Origin of the sequence: Stappia albiluteola (assembly GCF_014050225.1) — a bacterium.
GTDB classification, from domain to species: domain Bacteria; phylum Pseudomonadota; class Alphaproteobacteria; order Rhizobiales; family Stappiaceae; genus Hongsoonwoonella; species Hongsoonwoonella albiluteola.
On sequence record NZ_JACFXV010000043.1, the window covers coordinates 442,937 to 460,441 of the forward strand.

Here is a 17,505-nt window from a genome sequence, read left to right on the forward strand (position 1 = left end):
ATATGCAGGGCGCCGATAAGCATTGCCAGGAACTTGTGAGAGAGGCCGATCGCGATCGGTATCTTTCGGCTTTGTTCGCTCCGGAAGAACCACGCCGGGCATTGATGGCTCTTTATGCGTTCAATGCCGAGGTGGCGCGTATCCGTGAGATCGTATCCGACCCGCTGCCGGGGGAAATTCGCCTGCAATGGTGGCGGGATGTACTGGAGGGGAATGGCCACGGCGAGACGGAGCACCATCCAGTCGCGGCCGAGGTGCTGCGGGCAATCGAGCGGTACAATCTCCCCGTCAAGGCGCTGACCAATCTGATCGACGCCCGCATTTTCGACCTTTACGACGACCCGATGCCCAGCCTGACGGATCTGGAAGGCTATGCGGGCGAGACGTCGTCATCGCTGATCCAGCTTGGCGCGATCATCCTGGCCAGGGGAGAGGATCCGGGGACGGCGGAGATCGCCGGTCATGCCGGCGTTGCCTACGCCTTGACCGGCCTTATGCGGGCCCTGCCGATCCATGCATCGCGCAGGCAGATGTACCTGCCTGCGGATCTGATTGCGAAATACGGCGTGGATCAGGAAAGCGTCTTTCGCGGCGAGACGTCGAAAGAGCTGAAAGCCCTGCTTGGGGAGTTGCGCACGAAAGCTCTCGATCATCTGCTGCAGACGCGGAGCATGATCGCCGCCGTGCCCCGATGCGTGGTTCCCGCCTTCCTGCCGGTGTGCCTTGTCGAACCTCACTTGAGGAACCTCGAAAAGAACGGCTATGACCCGCTGCGCAATATCTCCGAGATATCGCAACTGAAGCGCCAGTGGTTTCTCTGGCGCGCCTGGCGCAAGGCGTCGAAGGTGGCCGTCTGAGACGGCCGAATATCATTCGGCGGCTTCGTGCGTTGCTTGTTGTCCCGCGATCCAGCGATCGAAGTCGGCCAGTGCGCGACTGGTAAGGGCCTTGTTCTTCGCCTTCTTCTTGTCCTGGCCCTTCAGCCTCTTGCCGTCATCGCCCGTCTTTGGTGCCTCGACCGGCGGGAAGAGGCCGAAATTCACGTTCATTGGCTGGAAGGAGCGGGGGCCTTCGTCCTCGCGCGAGATATGACCGCCGGTGATATGGGCAAGCAGCGCGCCCATGGCCGTCGTCGCCGGAGGGGCGACCGGCGTTTCGCCCCGTCGCTCCGCCGCGGCGAACAGGCCTGCCATGCAGCCGACGGCGGCAGATTCCACATAGCCTTCGCAACCCGTGACCTGGCCGGCGAAGCGGATCGCCGTTCGCGCTTTCAGCCGGAGCGTCTCGTCGAGCAGCTTCGGCGAATTCAGGAAGGTATTGCGGTGCAGGCCGCCAAGCCGGGCAAAGGAGGCGTTTTCCAGCCCCGGGATCATGCGGAAGATCTCGCTCTGCGCGCCGTATTTCAGTTTCGTCTGGAAACCGACGATATTGTAGAGCGTGCCGAGCGCGTTGTCCTGGCGTAGCTGGACGACCGCATAGGGCTTGACGGTCGGGTTATGCGCGTTGGTCAGCCCCATCGGCTTCATCGGACCGTGTCGCAGGGTTTCGCGACCGCGCTCCGCCATGACCTCGATCGGCAGGCAGCCGTCGAAATAGGGCGTGTTCTCCTCCCACTCCTTGAACTCCGTTTTCGGGCCTGCGAGCAGCGCGTCGATGAAGGCCTCGTACTGCTCCTTGTCGAGCGGGCAGTTGATGTAGTCCTTGCCCGTGCCGCCCGGGCCGGTCTTGTCGTAACGGGACTGGAACCAGGCCTTGTCCATATCGATGCTGTCGAAATGGACGATCGGGGCGATCGCGTCGAAAAAGGCGAGCGAATCCTCGTCAGTCAGCGACAGGATTGCCTTGCCGAGGGCTTCGGAGGTCAGCGGCCCGGTCGCGATGATGACGCTGTCCCAGTCCTGCGGAGGCAGACCGGCCACTTCCTCGCGCCGGATTTCGATCAGCGGATGCGCTTCCAGCGCGTCGGTGACGGCTTGAGAGAAGCCATCGCGGTCGACGGCCAGGGCCCCGCCCGCCGGCACCTGATGGGAGTCCGCGGAGCGCATGATCAGCGATCCCGCGCGGCGCAACTCGGCATGCAGCAGCCCGACGGCATTGTGCTCGGCATCGTCCGAACGGAACGAATTCGAGCAGACCAGCTCCGCCAGCCCGTCCGTCTTGTGCGCGTCCGTGCCCCGAACGGGGCGCATTTCGTGCAGGACGACCGGGATTCCCCGATTGGCGAGCTGCCAGCAGGCTTCCGAGCCGGCAAGGCCGCCGCCGATGACGTGGACAGGCTTCATGAGTGTTCTTTCCTGAATTGAGCCGCCTCGGGTTTCCCGCCGTTCACGAATCACGCATCGTCATGAGCAGCTTTGGCCAGCTTATCGAGACTGCGCATCGCCCTGGTCGGCGGGAATGCATCCGACCGGAGTATGGATTGGGCGCCGGAGTCCGGGCCACGATTTTGCTATGAATTAACGTGGTAGGCGGTCCATGGCAAATCGAAAGGCGGCGACGCCGCGAGTGCTCGGATGGGGCAGCCGATGACAGGTCAACGCTCTCGCGGTTCGTGTCGAAAACCAGGCCGCCTTCCGGTCATCGGCGCGATGCTCGTGACCTTGAGTGGTTGTGCGGCGCAGCTCGGCGGATCGCCCGGTGTCTGGTACGCGCAGCATGATGGCATAGCTCCGCGCCAGGACCGCATCTATGTCTGTCATGCTTTCGGCTGCGCCCGCAAGACCCCCGTCGACTTCTCCGCAGGCGACCGGAGGAAGCTCGCGGGTATTCTGGCGAAGGGGAGGTCGTCGGCGGCGGCGGAGCGCCGAGCGATCGCGGAAGCCGTGGCATGGAACGAGAAGCGCGTCGCGCCGATCGTCGGTTCGGCCAATGATCAGGGCGGCTACGATCTTCGCAATTCGGGCGTCCCGGGTCAGATGGACTGCATCGACGAAGCGACGAATACGACGAGCCTGCTGCTCGTCGCGGCGCGCCATGGCTATCTCAAGCATCATGCGGTGGCATCGCCCGTCGCCCGCGGGTTCTTCATCGACGGCGAATATCCGCACGCGACAGCCGTCGTCACAGAGTTGAAGACAAACAAGCCGTACGCGATCGATTCCTGGCCCTACGCCAACGGCGTGAAGCCGGTCGTCCAGGATCTCGACCAGTGGTTTGCCTACCTGCCGGACCCGGCGGGCTGATCGCAGCTTCAAGACGGAGGGGGGCGGCAGCAGGCCGCGAAAACGACAACGCCCGCCGGTGGGAGGAGGTACCGGCGGGCGTCGTTCAGAGGTCCGCCCCGGGGGGAGAAGGGCTGGACCTGAGGCATGCGGCAAGGGAGGAGGGATACCGTCATGCCCCGTTGAGATTGGATATAGGCGTTAATTCTTGAATTTCAAATCCAGAATTCTCGCATGGCAGCGTTGCGCCTGTCGCATGGCGGCTGCCGAGAAGATGCTATGCAGATTGCAAGTTCCCGGTTCGGTTTCAGCGGTCTGCGCCACGCGAGATGAAGTGGATATCGCCCCGGCCGATGCCGACATCATCGAGCTCCCGCTCCGTGAGCCGCGAAAGTTCGGCATATGTCTGACGATATTTCTTCCAGTGGCGATATTTCTGAATGATCGTGTCGATCATGTTGCACCTTGATCTTTGTCTTGAGCCAGCGGTGCGTGGACCCGAAAGCAGGCTCATCGCCGCCTTTCCATTCGGATGACGGGAGCCGCTTTCGAAGGCGCGCGCCTGCGGCGAACCGCCTGGCTGGTTTTGGGAAGCCTCCGGATAGCGGCGGCTTGAAGCCGCCGGCGGAGGATCGGGTTGGGCGCGGCAGTTCAGTTCGCCACGCAACAAAATCACCGTTGCACTGCATATAGGCGCTTGCCCGATTCATGGGCAGTGCGTTTCTGCGCATGTCAGCCCTGCTTTTGCTGCAGAGCACAAAGCCGTTATTGCGTCGTGAGACAGCGCTCGGGCAAGCTCTTTGCCCAAGCCGGCAATCGCGCGCCTGTCGTTTTGTGCGGGAGGTGAACGAATGAAGGATCGTGTATGCGAAAAAGCGATCGCCCGCCGGTGGGAGGAGGTACCGGCGGGCGACGCAATTTCCGACAAGAGCTGGGAGGAGGATGCCCTTGCCGGGCACGCTCAGAGGTATGGGAGGAGGATTACCTCTTTGAACGTGAAACCTTTTTTAGCGGGTCTTGCGGGCAACGAACGGAATGTCGCCGCGACCGATGCCGATGTCGCTCAGTTCGCGGTTGGAAAGACGGGACAGTTCGGAGACCGTCTCCTGATACGTCTTCCAGCTGCGGTACTTGCTGCGGATAGCGTCAAACATGACTGGCTCCAGGAACCTCGAAACTGGCGGCAGCGCCGTTTCCGTCGCGCCGTCCTGATGCTTCCTATTTAATTTTTTCACTTGCTGAATTAAAGAGACGATTGTGCATGGCAGCCTTGCGTATTGTGCAATGCAAAATCGCCGGCTCGATCTGCCGATAACGAAAAGCCTGCCGCGACCGGGGGCCGGCAACGCGCCGTCCAATCCCCGCGCACGCCCGGAGCCCCTCGAAGGCTATTCGGCTGCCGTCATCCGCCGCGACGGGCGGCGCTCCAGCAGTTCCCGAAGATACTGGCCGGTATAGCTCGCCTCGACCTTCACCACATCCTCCGGGCGTCCTTCGGCAACGATCGTGCCGCCGCCGTCGCCGCCTTCCGGCCCGAGATCGAGGATCCAGTCCGCCGTCTTGATGACTTCAAGGTTGTGCTCGATCACCAGCACGGTGTTGCCCTGTTCGACCAGCTGGTGCAGCACTTCCAGAAGCTTGGCGACATCGTGGAAATGCAGGCCGGTGGTCGGCTCGTCCAGGATATAGAGCGTGCGGCCCGTGGAGCGCCGGGACAGCTCCTTGGCGAGCTTGACGCGCTGCGCCTCGCCGCCGGATAGCGTCGTGGCCTGCTGGCCCACATGAATATAGCCAAGGCCGACGCGGGCCAGCGTCTCCATCTTCTCGCGCACCGCCGGAACGGCGGAGAAGAACTGGGCGGCTTCCTCCACCGTCATGTCGAGCACGTCGGCGATCGACTTGCCCTTGAACGTGACCTCCAGCGTCTCGCGGTTGTAGCGCTTGCCCTTGCAGACGTCGCAGGTGACGTAGACGTCCGGCAGGAAGTGCATCTCGATCTTGATGACGCCGTCGCCCTGGCAGGCCTCGCAGCGCCCACCCTTGACGTTGAAGGAGAAACGGCCGGGCTGATAGCCGCGCGCCTTGGCCTCCGGCAGGCCGGCGAACCATTCGCGGATCGGCGTGAAGGCGCCGGTATAGGTCGCCGGATTGGAGCGCGGCGTGCGGCCGATCGGCGACTGGTCGATATCGATCACCTTGTCGAGATGTTCCAGCCCCTCGATATTGTCGTGCGGGGAGGGGTTCTCCCGCGATCCGTTGAGCCTGCGGGCCGCCGCCTTGAACAGCGTGTCGATCAGGAAGGTCGACTTGCCGCCACCCGAGACCCCCGTCACGCAGGTGAAGGTGCCCAGCGGGATCGCCGCGCTGACATTCTTCAAATTGTTGCCGCGCGCGCCGTTCACCTTGATCTGGCGTGTCTTGGAGATCTTGCGCCGCTGCTCGGGCAGGGGGATCGCCATGTCGCCCGACAGATAGCGCCCGGTCAGCGAATTCGGACTGGCGAGGATTTCAGCCGGCGTCCCGCGCGCGACGATCTCGCCGCCATGCACCCCGGCGCCCGGCCCCACGTCCACCACGTAGTCGGCGGTGAGGATCGCATCCTCGTCATGTTCCACCACGATAACCGTATTGCCGAGGTCGCGCAGGTGCTTCAGCGTTTCCAGCAACCGGGTATTGTCACGCTGGTGCAGGCCGATCGACGGCTCGTCGAGCACGTAGAGAACGCCCGTCAGGCCCGAACCGATCTGGGAGGCGAGGCGAATGCGCTGGCTTTCGCCACCCGACAACGTTCCGGAGGAGCGCGACAGCGTCAGGTAGTCGAGGCCGACATCGTTGAGGAAGCGCAGCCTTTCGCGGATCTCCTTGAGGATACGGATCGCGATCTCGTTCTGCTTGGCCGAGAGCTTCTCCGGCAGGCCGTCAAACCAGTCACCGGCAGCGCGGATCGACAATTGGGTGATCTGGCCGATATGCCGGCCGGCGATCTTCACCGCCAGCGCTTCCGGCTTCAGACGGTTGCCGCCGCACGCCTCGCAAGGGTGATCGGACTGGAAGCGCGACAGTTCCTCGCGCACCCATTGCGATTCCGTCTCGCGCCAGCGGCGTTCGATATTGCCGATCACGCCTTCGAAGGGCTTCGACGTGCGATAGCTGCGCGCGCCGTCGTCATAGACGAATTCGATCTCCGACTTGCCTGAGCCGTGCAGGATCACTTGACGCACGTCTTCCGGCAGGTCCCGCCAGGGCGTGGCCATGGAAACGTTGAAGTTGCGGCAGAGCGCCTCGAGCGTCTGGTTGTAGTAGGGCGAGGTTGCGCCGGTCTTCGCCCAAGGCAGGACCGCGCCCTCGCGCAGCGACAGCGACTGGTCCGGCACGACCAGGTCGGCCTCGAAGGCAAGCGTGGTGCCGAGCCCGTCGCAGGTCGGGCAGGCGCCGAAGGGATTGTTGAAGGAAAACAGACGCGGCTCGATCTCCGGAATGGTGAAACCGGAGACAGGGCAGGCGAACTTCTCCGAAAAGATCAGGCGTTGCGGATTGCCCTGCTCGTCCGTCTGGTCGGCGAGCTCGGCCACCGCGATGCCGTCGGCGAGCGACAGCGCCGTCTCGAAGGAATCCGCCAGCCGGTTGGCGATATCGTTGCGCACCACGATGCGGTCGACCACCACGTCGATATCGTGCTTGAACTTCTTGTCGAGCGCCGGGGCGTCCGCGATCTCGTGGAACGTGCCGTCGATCTTCACCCGCTGGAAGCCCTTCTTCATCAGCTCGGCGAGTTCCTTGCGGTATTCGCCCTTGCGGCCGCGCACGATCGGCGCCAGCAGATAGAGGCGCGTCCCCTCCGGCAGGTCCAGCACCCGGTCGACCATCTGGCTGACGGTCTGGCTTTCGATCGGCAGGCCGGTCGCAGGCGAGTAGGGCACGCCGACCCGCGCGAAGAGCAGGCGCATGTAGTCGTAGATTTCCGTCACCGTGCCGACGGTCGAGCGCGGATTGCGCGACGTCGTCTTCTGCTCGATGGAGATTGCCGGCGACAGCCCGTCGATCTGGTCGACATCGGGCTTCTGCATCATTTCCAGAAACTGGCGGGCATAGGCCGAGAGGCTTTCGACATAGCGCCGCTGGCCCTCGGCATAGATGGTGTCGAAGGCAAGCGACGACTTGCCGGAGCCCGACAGGCCGGTCATCACGATCAGCCGGTCGCGCGGCAGGTCGAGATCGACATTCTTCAGGTTATGCTCGCGCGCACCGCGGATCGAGATCATCTTGGTGCCGGCAAACGGGTCGTCAGCGGACTGCAATGCCTTGTCCAGAACCGGGCGCGAAGGAGCCATGAAGAAATTCCCTGATGATATCCGGCGCCAGATCGGGATCGGACGCGAACGCACGATAGTCTTGCGATCCCTCCTACGTCTGCGGACGGGATCGGATCAGCTTTTACGACATGGAACACACGAGGTCGATTGTCGAGATCGGCCACGTCCCTCACGCCGCCTTGAAATGTCGAAGGCCGGTCGCTTGGCGCGCGAGCGGCCGGAAAGAACATAAAGTGAACATAGGCAGGGAGGCAAGCGAATTCTGCTGCGCTGGCGCGTGGCAGGATTGCGACGGTAATGGAGCGCTTTTCTCGGCTGCCTGCCTCTGTTAAAAGAACAAAAATGGAACAATTTTCCACTCGCCCAAAAGAGGCGTGGAAAAGAAGCTCATCGGCCTTCTGCAGGGGATCGGGCCGCGGCGGAGGTCTGGTATCGCAGGCCCGCGCGGCTATTCTGCCGCAAAAGATCGCGGCTAGCCTGCCGCAAGATGTCAATGGCGAAATCGGCAGCGTGGGAGATACGAGATGTCGGGAAGCGTGAACAAGGTGATCCTGGTGGGCAATCTGGGCGCCGACCCGGAAGTGCGCCGCATGCAGGACGGGCGGCCCGTCGTGAACCTGCGCATCGCGACTTCGGAAACCTGGCGTGATCGCGGCACCGGAGAGCGTCGCGAGAAGACCGAATGGCACCGTGTGGTGATCTTCAACGAAGGACTGGCCAAGGTCGCCGAGAATTATCTGCGCAAGGGCTCCAAGGTCTATATCGAAGGCCAGCTGCAGACCCGCAAATGGCAGGATCAGCAGGGCCAGGAACGCTACAGCACAGAGGTGGTGCTGCAGGGGTTCAATTCGACGCTGACCATGCTCGACGGGCGCGGCGAGGGCGGTTCCTCCGCTGGCGGGCAAAGCGGCGATTTCGGCTCCGGATCTGGTGGCGGCGGATACGGTGGAGACTATGGCGGCGGGTCTTCCGGCGGCGGCCGGGGCGGCCAGAGCGGCGGCTTCGGCGGCGGTGGCGGGGGAATGGACGACGAAATCCCGTTCTGATGACGCTGCGATATCATCTGGATATCGCGGAGGGCTGGTATATGACTTCAATGACAGGCGCCGCCGGCGCCTGTTTTCATTTCGGCATGCCCATCAGGGCGGTCGCCACACAAGGCTTGCCTCAACTATCGTCCTTTGACGCAAACGTGACTGTTTTTGGCAGTCGGGGGGCGTGATCGTGCAAATTCCGATCGAAAGCGAAGGAGTGCACGTCATGCTGTCGATACTGAAACCGTGCCCGTCGATGCTTGCGACGACGGCATCGTGCTTGCTGGTCGCGGCGTCGCTTCTCCTCTCGTCTGGCGTGAGTGCCCATGCCGGCGAGGCGGATGTCATCCAGGTCAGGTCGACACAGGCTTCCGATGGCACCTGGCGGTTCGATGTGACGGTCCGTCATGCCGACGATGGCTGGGCGCACTATGCAGACAGTTTCGAGATCCTCGCTCCCGACAAATCGGTGCTCGGGACGCGGGTATTGCTGCATCCCCATGTTACCGAGCAGCCGTTCACGCGATCCATCGACGGCGTGGTTATACCCAGAGACATTCGGCAGGTGATCGTGCGCGCGCATGACAAGGTGCATGGATACGGCGGCGAAGAGCAGACAGTCGAGCTTCCGCTGGATTGAAGATCCGTACCTCTACCGGTGGCGCACCGTGCGACTTGAAATGCACGGCAAGAAATGTGAATACTGATTCATATCTCATGTTCAAGGCGACGGACCAGCGGGAAAACGGATGGAAGGCGAAGCAGGCGCGGCATCGAAGGAGCCGAAGACGGCGCGCGGAGAGGCGACCCGGAGGGCCATTCTCGACGCGGCGGAGAAGGTCATCGGCCGGCTCGGCTATAGTGAGGCGTCAATCGGCTCCATCACGCGCGAGGCGGGTGTCGCCCAGGGAACGTTCTACATCTACTTCAAGAGCAAGGACGAGATTTTCTCGGAGCTTGTTCGGGAAATGGGTCGCAGCCTGCGTCATCGCATCAGCGATGCGACGGCGGATATTCCCGGACGCCTGAATGCCGAGAGGGAAGGCCTGCGCGCGTTCCTCGCCTTCGTCGCCGAACACCCGGAGCTCTACCGGATCGTCCAGGAGGCCCAGTTCGTCGATCCCGAAGCTTACCGCGCTTATTTCCGGGCCTTTGCTGAGGGGTATCGCCAGGGGCTTGCGGCGGCCGCCGCAAGTGGCGAGATCCGTCCCGGAGATGCTGAAATCCGGGCGTGGATCCTGATGGGCATCGCCCGCTCGCTCGGTGAGCGGGCGGTTGTGTTTGGCCACCAGACACCCGTCGACGAACTGGTCGAGACCGCTCACGACCTGATCGTCAACGGATTGAAACGCTGACCGGCAAGTTCCATGGCAGGCTCCGACGCCACATCCCGCAAGCTGGTGCTGTCAGAGCGGCAGGACGATATCGTGCGTCTCTGGCTGAACCGGCCGGAAAGATCGAACGCGCTGGTGCCGGAACTGCTGGAGGCGCTTCGAGACGGCCTGGCATCCGCGGCGGCCGGGCGTCCCGCCGCACTGGTGATCTCCGCGAAGGGGCGCGCCTTTTCGACGGGCGGCGATATCGCCGGATTTCTCGACCATTCCGAAAGCCTGGAAGCGCTGAAGACCTATTCCGAGCGCCTCGTGGGTCTCTTGAACGCGACCATTCTCGATCTGCTGGCCTTTCCGGCCCCCGTCCTTTGCGCCGTACAGGGTGCCGTGACCGGTGGTTCCGCCGCCTTTCCGCTCGCATCCGACATGGTGCTGATGAGTGAGGAAGCTTTTCTGCAACCGTATTACGTCGAAGTCGGTTTTGCCCCGGATGGCGGATGGACAGCGCTATTGCCCGAGCGCATCGGCGCGGCGCGGGCACTGGAAATTCAGCTTAGAAATCGACGCCTCGGGGCTGCGGAACTCAAGGAACTGGGGGTTGCCTCGGAAATCGTTCCACCAGGCAAGCTCCAGGATGCCCTGGCCAGCGAGCTCGTGCGTTTGCGCGGGAAGGAGGCGGCGAGCGTCAGGGCGACAAGGGACCTTGTACGCGATGCCGCCTGGCGTGAGCATGTAGCCCTGCGGCTTGAAGCGGAAAAGACCCGCTTTCTGGAACTCATCGCCCGCAGGGAGGTGGTGGATCGGATGAGGGAATTCGTCGGGCGCAAATGAGCCGGCATGCCTGGGAGGGGTGCATGGAATGGGTCACGGACATGGCGGCGAAGCGGGCGGAAATCTCGCCCGGGCGCATTGCCTTCAAAGACCACGCCACGGGTGCGGAACTCACTTTCGCCGAAGTGAACGCGTGCGCGACCAGGCTCGCCTCCAGATTTGCCGCGCAGGGCTTCAGCCGCCGCGACCGCATTGCCGTCCTGTGCCACAATCGGCCGGAATTCTTTATCCTGCTTTTCGCGGCACAAAAGGCGGGGATGATCCTCGTGCCGCTGAACTGGCGCCAGCCTGCCGCCGAACTTGAACCCATATTGCAGGATTCCGGCGCAAGACTCCTGATTTATGACGAGATCTACGCGGCTACCGCATTCGCTCTTGAGCGTTCGGGCTTGCGGATCGCCGGAATGGAAAGCGAAATGCGGCGCTGGATGGAGACCGCCGCGGATATCCCTTCCAGCGGCCAGCAGGTAAGGGCATCCGATCCCTGGTACCTGCTCTACACCTCCGGCACCACGGGACTTCCCAAGGCTGTCATCCAGACGCCGTCGATGGCCTGGGCGAATGCGATCAACTACTCGCAGGCCGTCGATCTCGTCTCGAGCGACAAAGCCTTGAATTTCCTGCCGCTGTTTCATACGGCCGGCATCAACCTCTTTACCCTGCCGCTGTTCCTGGCGGGGGGCACATCGACGATCCTGCGGAAGTTCGATGAGGAGGCCGTTCTCGACCTGATCAACGCCAGGGAGGTAACGGCCTTTTTCGGCGTGCCCGCCATCTATCAGGCGCTCGCGCTCAACCGGCGGTTCGCCGCCGTCGATTTCTCCGCCATTCGCTCACTCGGCTGCGGCGGCGCGCCGATTTCCGAAGCCCTTCTCGAGACGTATCAGGAGCGGGGCCTGACCATCTGCAACGGTATGGGCATGACGGAAACCGGGCCGACCGTTTTCCTGATGGACAAGGAGAGCGCCGCCGGGAAGATCGGATCGGTCGGCAAGGCGCAAATTCTTGCCGACGTGCGCCTGGTCGGTCTCGACGACGCGGTTGTCGACGGGGAGGGCGAAGGAGAGTTGCAGATCCGCGGACCGGGCGTAACGCCTGGCTATTTCGAAAACAGCGAGGCAACCTCCGCAGCCTTTGCCGATGGCGGCTGGCTGAGGACCGGCGATGTCGCCCGGCGTGATGCCGATGGATATTTCTACATCGTCGATCGCATCAAGGACATGTACATCTCCGGCGGAGAAAACGTCTATCCGGCCGAGGTGGAACGGGTCCTGACCGCCCATGATGCGGTGTTGGAGGCCGTCGTCATCGGGGTTTCCGACGAAAAATGGGGCGAGGTTGGCGCCGCCTATCTGATTGCCAAACCCAATCGGAGCATTGATGTCGACGCCCTCGCTCGCTGGTGCCGCGAGCGGTTGGCCGCCTACAAGGTGCCCAAGAGCTTTCATGTGACCACCGAATTGCCGCGAACGGCCGCCGGCAAGGTTCAAAAGCACATCCTGAAAAAAGCGTATTCGCAAGCCGCGAAGGAAATTTCGCAATGACAGGTTTTGCGCCGATCGAAGCGGAATGGACGCCAATCCAGGCGGATTTCGACAGTTTTGCCGAGATTTCCGGCGACGACAATCCGATCCATGTCGACCCTGTGTTTTCCGCGCGCACGCGTTTCGGGCGGACTGTATCGCACGGAATGCTTCTCTACAGCCGGGTGTGGGCGCTCATTCGCGAAGCCGTGCCGGGAAAACGCCACGAGCTACAATCCCTGATGTTCCCCAATCCCGCCTATGCCGATGAAGCTCTGGTGATCCATGTGGTTGCGGAGGAGGGCGGCGAGGCAGGGCGGCTGAAAATCAGCGTGCGCCGAAAGCGCGACGACGCGGTGGTGCTGCAAGGGGAATGCGTGCTGGGTGGGGAAGGAAAGTGGAATGACACTGGCATTAGGTGACACCGCTTCTGTAACGCGAACGTATAAGGCGGGCGATGCGCCTGCCTATGCCGAACTCGCCGGTCTGAGGGGGGTGCCCGATCGCGTGCCCGAACCTTTGATCGGTGGTCTGTTTTCCTATCTCCTCGGCGTCGAATTGCCGGGCTTCGGAACGAATTACCTCAAGCAGGAAATGCGTTTCCTGGCTCCTGCGGCTTATGACGAACCGCTGACCGCGCGGGTGACGATTACCCGCCTGCGGCCGGAAAAGCATCTGGTCGACCTTGAGACCATTTGCGAGGCCGCCGACGGCAGGCGCATCTGCGAGGGGCGTGCTCTCGTCTATGTCGAGGATGTGGGAAAGAGCTAGGATCCGGCCAAGGCGCTTTTGCCGGCTCAAGCCCGACGCGGTTCAGCGCACGCCCGTTACGAGATCCAGCAGCAAGGCGTTGAACTTGTCCGGCTCTTCGAGGTGCGGGGCATGTCCCGAAGCGTCGAAGGTATGGATCGTTGCCTGCCTGATATGTTCGGCTTGCCATAGGGCTACGTCGCGGCGATAGAGCGCGCTGCGCGCGCCGGTTGCCAGATGGACCGGAATGTCGATTTCGGAAAGCAGGGCACGGAAATCCTGAGAGGTCAGGGAAGCCCACATCGGCCTGAGCAGCTTCGGGTCGGCGCTGGCAATCTCCGACACGGCGAAGGCGAGCAGTTTCGGGTCGGGCTCGCTCCCTTCCGCGAAAATCCGACCGGCGATCCGATGACTGAACTGGGGCCAATATGGCTCGATGGCGCATAATATTTCGGCATTCCGGCCGGCATCCGTGCCGTCGCTGGTGCCAAGTCTCCAGCCGTCGTCGTTCAGAACCTTCGCGGTCATGTCCTCTACGACGAGGCATGCCAGTCGCGCCGATCCGTGCCGTTCGACCAGGCTGTAGGCGACATGCGCGCCCATCGACCATCCAACCAGCACGACATCGCGCAAGTTCTCCGCCCGGAAAAGCTCCGACACCTCGTCGGCGGCACTTTCAATCGCAAGCTCCGCTTTGTCCCCGGTCCCGCCGTGGCCCGGCAGGTCGGGAGCGATGACGAGCGTTTCTCCGGCAAGAGCCGAGAATTGCGGCTTGAAGAAGCCGCCGTGGCAGGACCAGCCATGGAGCAGGACGACAGGCTTGCGTTCCGGGCGGATCTTTCCGGCGGAACGTATGGCCAGGCGGCAGGCGGAAGTCGCCGTCACCCGCCTTGGCCCCTGAGCCGCCCGACAATGCCGGCCGGGAAGAAATAGACCGACAGGATGAAAAGCACGCCAAGCCAGAGCAGCCAGCGCTCGGGCGCGACAAGAACGGAGATCAGCGGCAAAGCCTCGGTCGCCTTTTCCGCCACGCCCATGACGTCCTGAAGATAGGTCTGGGCGAGAATGAAGATCGTGGCGCCGATCACCGCGCCGTACATGGTGCCCATGCCGCCGATGACCACCATCAGCAGGATATCGACCATGATTTCCATCGAAAGCGTGGTGGCCGGGCCCGTATAGCGCAGCCAGATGGCGAGCAGGGAGCCGGAAAGCGCGGCCATGACCGCCGAAAGAACGGTGGCCGTCGTGCGGTACAGGACGGCGCGGTAGCCGATCGCTTCGGCGCGGAAACCGTTGTCGCGCACGGCCTGCAGCGTTCGGCCGAAGGGCGAGTTGACGATCCGCAGCATAACCAGGAACAGGAAGGCCGACAGGAAGAATATCAGGTAGTAGGCAATCAGCCGCCCGTTGATCGCGGTCCCGAAAAGCTTCTCCTTGATCGGCCGGAAGCCCGGCGTGAGCTCTCGGGGAATGCGATAGGTAAGGCCGTCTTCGCCACCCGTGAAGCCTGAGAGCTGGGATACGAGAACCGCGAAGGCGCTGGCGATGGCAAGTGTCACCATCGCGAAGAAGATCGCCTTCACGCGCAGCGAAAACAGCCCGATGGCGAGCGCGAATACCGCCGCGACGATGGCGCCGGCGAGCATGCCAAGCAGGATCGCCGTGAAGCTTGGTCCCATGGAAGACAGCGTGAGCGCGGTTCCATAGGCGCCAATACCGAAAAACATGGTGTGGGCGAAGGAGACGATGCCCGTATAGCCCAGAAGAAGGTCGTAGCTTGCCACCAGCACGACGAAGATCGCGATCTTCGCCGCCGTGTCGAGGGACTTCGTGCCGGGGTAAAGGAACGGCGCCAGCAGAAGGGATATGCCGATCGCCAGGACGACAAGGCTGAGGACGCGGCTGCGGGGGTAGTCGCCGGAAAGAAGGGTCTTCAGCATCCTGGCCGCCTCACTTTGCCTTCACCACGGGAAACAGGCCCTGCGGGCGCCACATCAGGATCACCACCATCAGGCCGATCGTCGATACCAGGGCGATCTTGGGAGCGAGGAAGGCGGTGTAGTTCGACAACAGGCCGACGAGCAACGCGCCGATGAAGCAGCCCTCGACGGAGCCGAGGCCGCCGATGATCACCACGATGAAGACCAGCACCAGGATTTCCGACCCCATATGCGCGGTAATCGTCTCCTGGTAGAGCCCCCACATGACGCCGCCAAGTCCGGCAAGGGCGGAGCCTGCTATGAAGACCATCAGGAACAGGCGCTTGATGCGATAGCCGAGCGCCTCGACCATCTCGCCGTTCTCCACGCCCGCGCGCACCAGGAGGCCGATCCTGGTGGAACGCAGCACGTAGCGCATCGCCAGGAACAGGGCGAGGCCGATCCCCACGGCCATGATGCGGTACTTTTCGATCGCCGCCCCGGCGACGATCACGGACCCGCGCAGCGTTTCCGGCCGCGCGAGATGGATTGCGTCCGGGCCCCAGATGACGTGAATGAGTTGCTGCGTGACGATGAGGCCGCCCATCGTCACCAGGATCTGCTTCAGGTGATGGCCGTAGACCGGCATCACGATGACCCGCTCGAAGGCGTAGCCCATGGCGCCCGTCACAAGCGCCGCCGCGCAGATCGCCAGGAATACGGCCGCGAGATTGAGAACGACGCTCGGGGACGCTGTCCAGCCGCCCATCCAGGCAAGGGCCGTGAAGCCGACGAACGCGCCGACGGACACGAACGCTCCGTGGCCGAAGTTGATCACGTCCATCAGGCCGAAGACCACGGTAAGCCCGGATGCCATGACGAAGATCATCAGGCCCATGGCAAGTCCGGCGACCGTGAGTGTGAGCCAGGTCGTCGCATCGCCGATCGCGGCGAAACCGAGCAAGGCGAGCATGGGCACCAGCAGGATCGGCAGGGCGGCAGTCAGCCTGTCGGCCAGCCCTGCCTGCTCTATCCGGGGTCGGATGGCTGTATCGCTCATTGATGGGCCTCCAGGCTCAGTCCCATGAGCCTTTCCTGAAGTGCCGCATCGGCGGCCAGGGCCGCCATGTCGCCGGCGTGGATGATGCGCCCGTCGTCCATCACGGCGACGGTGTCTCCCAGCGCGCGGGCCATGGCGAAATTCTGCTCGACGAGGACGATGGTCGTCTCCGTTTCCTTCAGCTGCTTGAGGGCCCCCGTCATCGACTTGATGATTGCCGGCGCCAGTCCCTTGGTCGGCTCGTCGATCAGGATCAGGTCCCGCGGCTCGATGATCGCCCGTGCGACGGAAAGCATCTGCTTCTGGCCGCCCGATAACGTGCCGGCGGATGATTCCCAGAACGTGCGGATGGGCGGAAACAGATCGCATATCCAGTCGAGGCGGCGCTTGTCGGGCGCGCCCCGCGTCGCGGCCAGGGTCATGTTTTCCGCCACCGTCAGGTCGGTGAAGATGCCCATGTCTTCCGGAACGAAGGCGATGCCCTTCCGTGAGATGGCGGGCGTGTCCAGGGAGGTGATGTCCTTGCCGCGAAAGCGAACCGCGCCCCGGCTAGCCTTCCACAGGCCCATGATCGTGCGCAGGGTCGTGGTCTTGCCGGCGCCGTTCCTGCCCAGCAGCATCGCGACGCCGCCCTCGGGCACGCTCAGGTCGACCCCGTGCAGGATGTGATAGGGGCCGATATGCGTGTGGACGCCGTCGAGTGTCAAAATCGCCTCAGGCATTGGCGGTTTCCCCCACGGCGGACTCGATTTCGTCCGGATCCCTGCCGAGATAGGCCTGCTGGACGATGGGCGATGCGATGACTTCCGCCGGTTGTCCGTCCGCCACCAGTGCGCCGTTGTGCAGGACGATGATGCGGTCGGCGAGCGAGCGGATCACGTCCATCTTGTGCTCGACCAGCAGGATGGTCCTGTCGGCGTCGGCCTTGAGGCCGCGAATGAGATCGAGGATCACGGGAACCTCGTCGACGCTCATGCCGGCCGTCGGTTCATCGAACATCAGGACCTGCGGACCAAGGGCGATCATCAGCGCGACCTCGAGCTTGCGCTGGTCGCCGTGCGACAGGGCGGAGACGGCGAGGCCGGCCTTGTCGAGAAGCCTGACTTCGGCCAGGACGTGCTCGGCGCGCTCGATCAGCTCCACATGGTTCTCCGCGATGGAGAAGAGGTCGAAGCCCTTGCGCGCCTTCGCCTGGGCGACGAGCCGGACGTTTTCGCGCACCGTCAGGGAAGGGAAGAGGTTCGTGAGCTGGAAGGCCCTGCCGATGCCCTTTTCCGTCCGCGCCGGCACGGACATGCGGGTGATGTCCTCGCCATTGAGGGCCACCTTGCCGGCCGTGGCGCGCAACTGCCCGGAAATCAGGTTGAAATACGTCGTCTTGCCGGCACCGTTCGGGCCGACGATTGCCGTCAGTGTGCCGCGGTTGAAGGCACAGGACACATGGTCGACCGCGACATGCCCGCCAAAGCGGATCGTCAGGTCGCGCGTCTCCAGGACCGGATGCTCCCTGTTCAAGGAAATCCCTCCGTGATCCGGTTTCGGAAAAAAGGTCCGCCGCGCTTCGGGCCGAAGCAGCCGGC

The 17,505-nt window shown here is 63.2% G+C and carries 18 protein-coding genes; 9 read left to right on the forward strand and 9 right to left on the reverse strand.

Translation table 11 applies throughout. The features are described from left to right. Positions 1–2: 2 nt before the first annotated feature. A complete protein-coding gene (locus tag H2509_RS06325; RefSeq protein WP_182163403.1) occupies positions 3–857 on the forward strand; it encodes a phytoene/squalene synthase family protein in 855 nt (284 codons plus the stop codon). A gap of 12 nt (positions 858–869) precedes the next feature. Here H2509_RS06325 and trmFO read toward each other — a convergent pair whose 3' ends face one another. Continuing rightward, the gene (gene trmFO, locus H2509_RS06330) at positions 870–2,282 is read right to left on the reverse strand and encodes a methylenetetrahydrofolate--tRNA-(uracil(54)-C(5))-methyltransferase (FADH(2)-oxidizing) TrmFO (RefSeq protein ID WP_182163405.1); all 1,413 of its coding nucleotides are present in this window, start codon (positions 2,280–2,282) and stop codon (positions 870–872) included. A 306-nt stretch (positions 2,283–2,588) separates the two neighbouring features. Between trmFO and H2509_RS06335 the strand changes: the two genes are divergently transcribed. After that, complete coding sequence (locus H2509_RS06335; RefSeq protein ID WP_235974706.1) at positions 2,589–3,182, forward strand: hypothetical protein; 594 nt, start codon at positions 2,589–2,591, stop codon at positions 3,180–3,182. Positions 3,183–3,468: 286 nt separating this feature from the next. Here H2509_RS06335 and H2509_RS06340 read toward each other — a convergent pair whose 3' ends face one another. The 3 genes from H2509_RS06340 to uvrA form a co-directional block, all read right to left on the reverse strand. After that, positions 3,469–3,618: a DUF1127 domain-containing protein gene (locus tag H2509_RS06340; protein WP_182163407.1), complete on the reverse strand. Its 150-nt coding sequence runs from the start codon at positions 3,616–3,618 to the stop codon at positions 3,469–3,471. 550 nt (positions 3,619–4,168) lie between these two features. Next, on the reverse strand, positions 4,169–4,315 hold the full coding sequence (locus H2509_RS06345) for a DUF1127 domain-containing protein (protein ID WP_182163409.1): 147 nt from the start codon (positions 4,313–4,315) through the stop codon (positions 4,169–4,171). A 234-nt stretch (positions 4,316–4,549) separates the two neighbouring features. Continuing rightward, a complete protein-coding gene (uvrA, locus tag H2509_RS06350) occupies positions 4,550–7,423 on the reverse strand; it encodes an excinuclease ABC subunit UvrA (RefSeq protein WP_209001847.1) in 2,874 nt (957 codons plus the stop codon). Positions 7,424–7,998: 575 nt separating this feature from the next. Between uvrA and H2509_RS06355 the strand changes: the two genes are divergently transcribed. From H2509_RS06355 to H2509_RS06385, 7 genes are all read left to right on the forward strand, one after another. Further along, positions 7,999–8,520: a single-stranded DNA-binding protein gene (locus H2509_RS06355; protein WP_182163413.1), complete on the forward strand. Its 522-nt coding sequence runs from the start codon at positions 7,999–8,001 to the stop codon at positions 8,518–8,520. A gap of 214 nt (positions 8,521–8,734) precedes the next feature. Continuing rightward, the gene (locus tag H2509_RS06360) at positions 8,735–9,148 is read left to right on the forward strand and encodes a hypothetical protein (protein ID WP_235974712.1); all 414 of its coding nucleotides are present in this window, start codon (positions 8,735–8,737) and stop codon (positions 9,146–9,148) included. Positions 9,149–9,257: 109 nt separating this feature from the next. Next, entirely contained in the window at positions 9,258–9,863 is a 606-nt protein-coding gene (locus H2509_RS06365) for a TetR/AcrR family transcriptional regulator (protein ID WP_182163415.1), read from the forward strand. 12 nt (positions 9,864–9,875) lie between these two features. Beyond that, positions 9,876–10,670: an enoyl-CoA hydratase/isomerase family protein gene (locus H2509_RS06370; protein ID WP_182163417.1), complete on the forward strand. Its 795-nt coding sequence runs from the start codon at positions 9,876–9,878 to the stop codon at positions 10,668–10,670. Positions 10,671–10,693: 23 nt separating this feature from the next. After that, on the forward strand, positions 10,694–12,214 hold the full coding sequence (locus tag H2509_RS06375; RefSeq protein WP_182163419.1) for a class I adenylate-forming enzyme family protein: 1,521 nt from the start codon (positions 10,694–10,696) through the stop codon (positions 12,212–12,214). Continuing rightward, positions 12,211–12,615: a MaoC/PaaZ C-terminal domain-containing protein gene (locus tag H2509_RS06380; protein WP_182163421.1), complete on the forward strand. Its 405-nt coding sequence runs from the start codon at positions 12,211–12,213 to the stop codon at positions 12,613–12,615. The genes H2509_RS06375 and H2509_RS06380 overlap by 4 nt, the downstream gene beginning before the upstream one ends. Before the next feature lie 85 nt (positions 12,616–12,700). Further along, positions 12,701–12,964 (forward strand): hotdog family protein, encoded by a 264-nt coding sequence (locus H2509_RS06385; RefSeq protein ID WP_235974714.1) that lies wholly within the window; start codon positions 12,701–12,703, stop codon positions 12,962–12,964. A 42-nt stretch (positions 12,965–13,006) separates the two neighbouring features. Here H2509_RS06385 and H2509_RS06390 read toward each other — a convergent pair whose 3' ends face one another. From H2509_RS06390 to H2509_RS06410, 5 genes are read right to left on the reverse strand one after another with little or no spacing between them, the layout of a single operon-like run. Next, entirely contained in the window at positions 13,007–13,828 is an 822-nt protein-coding gene (locus H2509_RS06390) for an alpha/beta fold hydrolase (protein WP_209001817.1), read from the reverse strand. Continuing rightward, positions 13,825–14,886 carry a branched-chain amino acid ABC transporter permease gene (locus H2509_RS06395; protein WP_182163425.1) on the reverse strand — a complete coding sequence of 354 codons (1,062 nt, stop codon included), beginning with the start codon at positions 14,884–14,886 and terminating at the stop codon, positions 13,825–13,827. The genes H2509_RS06390 and H2509_RS06395 overlap by 4 nt, the downstream gene beginning before the upstream one ends. A gap of 10 nt (positions 14,887–14,896) precedes the next feature. Next, positions 14,897–15,925 carry a branched-chain amino acid ABC transporter permease gene (locus tag H2509_RS06400; RefSeq protein ID WP_182163427.1) on the reverse strand — a complete coding sequence of 343 codons (1,029 nt, stop codon included), beginning with the start codon at positions 15,923–15,925 and terminating at the stop codon, positions 14,897–14,899. Next, a complete protein-coding gene (locus H2509_RS06405; protein ID WP_182163429.1) occupies positions 15,922–16,647 on the reverse strand; it encodes a branched-chain amino acid ABC transporter ATP-binding protein in 726 nt (241 codons plus the stop codon). The genes H2509_RS06400 and H2509_RS06405 overlap by 4 nt, the downstream gene beginning before the upstream one ends. Then, positions 16,640–17,440, reverse strand: coding sequence for an ABC transporter ATP-binding protein (locus tag H2509_RS06410; protein ID WP_182163431.1), 801 nt, complete (start codon positions 17,438–17,440; stop codon positions 16,640–16,642). Before H2509_RS06410 ends, H2509_RS06405 begins: the two co-directional genes overlap by 8 nt. Positions 17,441–17,505 lie beyond the last annotated feature (65 nt).